The sequence below is a fragment of the Microbacterium sp. Leaf351 genome, from assembly GCF_001423825.1.
GTDB classification, from domain to species: Bacteria; Actinomycetota; Actinomycetes; order Actinomycetales; family Microbacteriaceae; genus Microbacterium; species Microbacterium ginsengisoli.
Genome location: NZ_LMPK01000021.1, coordinates 384 through 4,998 on the forward strand (window position 1 = coordinate 384; position 4,615 = coordinate 4,998).

Annotated in this window: 5 protein-coding genes and 1 pseudogene; 4 read left to right on the top strand and 2 right to left on the bottom strand. The window is 70.6% G+C overall.

What is annotated here, in order from left to right:
• The coding region (locus ASG00_RS07340) for a PucR family transcriptional regulator (RefSeq protein ID WP_056208027.1) at window positions 1–1,210 on the bottom strand (1,210 nt) is incomplete at its 3' end.
• 152 nt (window positions 1,211–1,362) lie between these two features.
• Between ASG00_RS07340 and ASG00_RS07345 the strand changes: the two genes are divergently transcribed.
• The gene (locus ASG00_RS07345; protein ID WP_056208030.1) at window positions 1,363–1,968 is read left to right on the top strand and encodes a DUF1269 domain-containing protein; all 606 of its coding nucleotides are present in this window, start codon (window positions 1,363–1,365) and stop codon (window positions 1,966–1,968) included.
• Between the two features lie 347 nt (window positions 1,969–2,315).
• The gene (locus tag ASG00_RS07350) at window positions 2,316–2,756 is read left to right on the top strand and encodes an Hsp20/alpha crystallin family protein (protein WP_045247147.1); all 441 of its coding nucleotides are present in this window, start codon (window positions 2,316–2,318) and stop codon (window positions 2,754–2,756) included.
• A gap of 81 nt (window positions 2,757–2,837) precedes the next feature.
• Here ASG00_RS07350 and ASG00_RS07355 read toward each other — a convergent pair whose 3' ends face one another.
• On the bottom strand, window positions 2,838–3,587 hold the full coding sequence (locus ASG00_RS07355; protein ID WP_235557401.1) for an ABC transporter permease: 750 nt from the start codon (window positions 3,585–3,587) through the stop codon (window positions 2,838–2,840).
• A 77-nt stretch (window positions 3,588–3,664) separates the two neighbouring features.
• Between ASG00_RS07355 and ASG00_RS07360 the strand changes: the two genes are divergently transcribed.
• Complete coding sequence (locus ASG00_RS07360; protein WP_045247149.1) at window positions 3,665–4,261, top strand: DedA family protein; 597 nt, start codon at window positions 3,665–3,667, stop codon at window positions 4,259–4,261.
• Window positions 4,258–4,615, top strand: a pseudogene (locus tag ASG00_RS15740) (hypothetical protein); the annotation flags it as partial. The gene ASG00_RS07360 and the pseudogene ASG00_RS15740, both read left to right, overlap by 4 nt.

Sequence of the window (4,615 nt, forward strand, 5' to 3'; positions counted from 1 at the left end):
CCGTGGTGCGCTCGATGAGACGATGACCCATCAGCCGCTCGGCCTTCTCGAGCCTGCTGACCAGCGTGTTCCGATGGATGAACAGGCGGTCGGCGGCGGGTGCGATGCGCATGCGTGTGTCGAAGAACACTCGTACGGTCTCGCGCAGCTCGGCCATCTCGTCCGTGTCTGCCGACAGGTCTTGCAGCACTGTCTCGGCGAACCACATCGCCCGTTCCGGGTCCTGCAGCAGGAGCGCCCGCAGGGCGACGTCGCGGTAGAGCGCGCCGCGGCGCCGATGCTCGCCCCGACTCACCGCGAGCGCCGCGAGTGACTCGAGATGGCTTCTCCGGAAACCCGCGCGACCCGGATGGGCTTCGCCGATGCCGACGAGCAGTGTGTCGTCGAATCGCAGGGCATCGAGGGATTCCACGCGCACCGGGCCGTCTGTCGTGACCCAGAGCCAGACCTCGCCAGACCCTGTCGCGTGCCGCACCGAGCGCGTGGTGCCGACCGCGCGCTGCACGGCATCGGCGACCGCGTCCACCGCGCGCGGGGTCATCGTCGCTCCGGGCGGCGCGCCGATCGTGCTCGCCAGATGCCAGCTCTCGACCGGAACCCCCAGCACGGATGAGGCCACCTGGTCGTCGACCGCTTCTCCGGCGACGAGGGAGCGCACCATCGCCCGCCGGCGTGCGTGTTCCGACTGGAACGCACGGCGCCGCTCCGCATCGATTGCCGAGATGAACGCACCCACCCACCCGTCGACGGTCTGGGTCACGACGCGGGTGAGTGCGGGGACCTCGGCCGCCCCTCCGAGTTCGACCGCCCGAGAGACGAGGGCGTCGAGCCACGCATGCTGCATCATGCGCATCGTGTCGACGACTCGCCCCAGCGGAATGTCGCGGGCGACGATGTCGTCGGCGAACGCGCGCTCTGCCAGGCGCTCGTCGGGGGTGGTCGGTTCCGATGCGAGGCACCGCTCGATCGCCTCGGCGAGCACGTGCTCGGCGAGGGCGCGCATGTGGGGCCACGGTGCGAGTGCGTCCGCATCGGGCCGCGCTCTCAGTACACCGAGCGTGTGGTCCACGGTCGCGACCACCCAGCGCACCGGCCCCTCGCCGAGTGCGGCATGCAGGCGTTCCAGCTCGTCGTCGGGCAGTGAGGCGGCCGTCGTGGGGGCGCCGTCGAGCGTGCACACGAACTCGCGCAGCCGACCCGGGGAGGACATGCGGTCAGCCTAGGCGCACCGTGCACTCTGCACAGAGAGTGCTGTGAAGAGTGGTCGAAGCGACCGATGAGCGGCGACGCGAACACCGCGATCGTGGTGGTCATGCGGGACAACCGCCCGCGAACATCCCCCGTGATCAGGAGGTCACCGTCATGCCCGAATCGAACATCATCGCCGTCACCTTCGACGACCGCTCGAACGCCTTCCAGGCGCTCAGCGAGCTGAAGGGCGCAGGCATGGAAGGCCGCGTCGACGTCGCCGCCGCGGCCGTCGTCACCCGCGACGCCGACGGGCGCATCTCGATGCCCGACGGCGTCGACAACAACGGCGCCGTGGGCACCTGGGGCGGCAGCCTCGTGGGACTCCTGATCGGCGTGATCGGCGGACCCATCGGCATGCTGCTCGGCTGGACGGGCGGGCTGCTCGTGGGCGGCGCCTTCGATCTGCGGCGCGTCGACCGCTCGGCGGGCGCGCTCGAGCAGATCAGCAGTGCCATCCCGATCGGCGGCACCGCCCTCGTCGCCGAGGTCACCGAGTACGCCCGTGAGGTCGTCGACGGTGAGATGGCGAAGCTCGACGGCGTCGTCATCCGGCGCCCGCGCGAGGAGGTGCTCGACGAGATGGAGGCCGCCGAGGAGGCCTACCGTGAAGCCGAGAAGGAGGCGCGGCGTCACGCGCGTGAGCAGCGCAAGGCCGAGCGCAAGGCCGATGCGGCGGAGCGCACCGCGGCGCTGAAGGAGAAGCTCGGCGCCAGTTGATCCGCCATGCGAAGAGGGCTGCCGGTGCAGGAGCGCCGGCAGCCCTTCGCCGCGCGTTCGGCGGGCGGGCCGGGCGGAAGTAGGGTCTTCGGTCCGCCGATGGGCGTGGCATCCTTCGGCGAGCCGGCCTGCTCCGGGGGACTGTGCACAATGCGCAGTCGTGGGCTCCGGACCGCGATAGAGCGGTCCCTCCCCGGGATCTCCCCATTTCGCCGTCGGTGAACTCCGCCGCCTTCGCTGGCACTCTCACTGCCCGAGTGCTAATCTCGCACTAGTTGAGCCAATCAGACTCAACTTTCGCAGACCCGGGTGGATGCTGCATCCGCCCCGCTCACACAGGAGAACCCATGGCGACCTACGACCTGCTCCGCGACCTGGAGCGCTTCGCGACCACGACTCTCGACCAGACCCGCCGTGGTCCGCGCCAGATGCCGATGGACGTCTACCGCGACGGCGACCACTACGTGCTCACCGCCGACCTCCCGGGCGTCGACCCGGGTTCGATCGACGTCGACGTCGACGGACAGCTGCTCACCATCCGCGCCGAGCGCACCCTGCCCAGCGGCGAGGGCGTCAGCTGGATCACCCGCGAGCGGGAAGCCGGCGCCTACCTGCGCCAGCTGCAGCTCGGGCGTGGCATCGACACGGAGACCATCTCGGCGAGCTACCGCGACGGCGTGTTGAGTGTGACCCTGCCCGTCAGCGAGAAGGCGAAGCCGCGCAAGGTGGCCGTGGCCGGCGCCGCCGAGGCGGTCACCGTGACCGAGGGCGCGACTCCCGCCGCCTGACCCATCGACCGCGCCGACCCGCGCACAGACGGAGCGCCCCTGGCCCGAGTACGGGCCGGGGGCGTTCGCGCATTCCCGCAGCTAGCGCAGGTCGGCGGGTTTCACCCGCACCGGTCCCATCCAGAGCGCGACGAGCACGGATGTGACCGCCCCGGCCGCCATGATGGCCGCGAGCACGACGATCTGGAACCGGCCCGCCTCCAGCGGCGAGATCCCCCCGAAGATCGCGCCGACGAAGGCGCCCGGCAGCACGACGAGACCGGTCGTCTTGGTCTGGTCGATCGAGGGGATGAGGGCATCGCGCACGGCCTGCCGCGCCAGCGCCAGGGTCGACTGCCGGGGCCGCGCGCCGAGGGCGAGCCACCCCTCCACCTCGTCCCAGTGGTCGACGATTCCGCGGGTGAACATGCGGCCGGTGAGGGTCGCGATGCTCATGGCGTTGCCGATGACGATCGCGCCGATCGCCAGCGCGTAGCGTGCGGTCAGCTCGAGCGCACCGGTCGCGAACACGATCGTCGTCGCGAACACGACCCCCGACACGATGGATGTCGTCATCATCGCCGCGTGGCGCCGCGACCATCCGATGCGTCCGGTCGCCACCGACGCCGCGATCACGAACATCGCGACGAGGGTCAGTGCGATCAGCCTCGCGTCGGTGATGAGTCCGGTCAGCAGCACGCTGATCACCGCGAGCTGCACCGCGCCGCGCACGATCGCCAGCAGCGGCGACCACAGGCCCGGCACGCGGAAGGCGGCGAGCACGACCGTCGTGACGGCCGCGAGCACCCCGACACCGACGAGCGAGGGGAGCAGGTCGGTCGGCGGATTCACAGCGCGAGCGTAGCCCCGCGGCATCCTGACGCCCGAATCTCGGCGCATTCTTTGAATCGCACCGCCAGGATGGGCGCGTGAACATCATCGACAGTCTCGGAAGCCTCGGTCCCCTCGCCCTCGTGCTCGTCGCCGTCATCGTCTTCATCGAGAACGGTCTGTTCTTCCCCTTCCTGCCCGGCGACAGCCTCCTGTTCGCCGCGGCGATCCTCGCGGTGCCGCTGAACACCTCCTGGGTGCTGATCGCGGCGATCGCCGCGGTCGCCGCGATCGTCGGCGCCGAGCTGTCGTTCTGGATCGGTCGTCGCTACGGGCGGCGCCTCTTCCGTCCCGGGGCGCGGCTGTTCAAGCCTGAGTACCTCGCCGAAGCTCACGGCTTCTTCGAGCGCTACGGGGTGGGCGCGATCATCCTGGCCCGTTTCGTGCCGATCGTGCGCACCTACATCTCGCCCGCGGCGGGCGTCTCCGACATGCCGCGTGCCCGCTTCTCGATGTGGAACGCGATCGGCGCCGTGATCTGGGCGGGCATTCTCGGGCTCGCCGGCGCCCTGCTCGGCGGGGTTCCGTGGGTCGCCAACAACATCGAGTGGATCAGCATCGCGATCGTGCTCGTGACCGTCGCGCCGGTCGTCATCGGGGCGCTCGTGAAGCGCTCGAAGGCCAAGCGCGCATGAGCGCGACGACTTCGGATGCCGCGCCCTCGCGCGTGCCCGATCCGACGCCGTCGTTCTGGGTGGCCAAAGCCGCGTCGACGGCGCTGGGCGAGGCGCTGTCGGACTTCTCGATCCGGGTGCTGCCGCCGGTGGTCGCCGTGCTGATCGCGTTCGTGCTGTTCTGCGCGGCACTGGCGCTGCAGTTCACGCGCCGGCGCTACGTGCCCGAGGTCTACTGGTTCGCCGTCGCGATGGTGGGCGTCTTCGGCACGATGGCCGCCGATGTCGCTCACGTCGTCGTGGGCCTTCCGTATGCGGTGTCGGCGACGCTCTACGCGGTGTTCCTCGCGGCCGTCTTCCTCGTCTGGTGGCGGG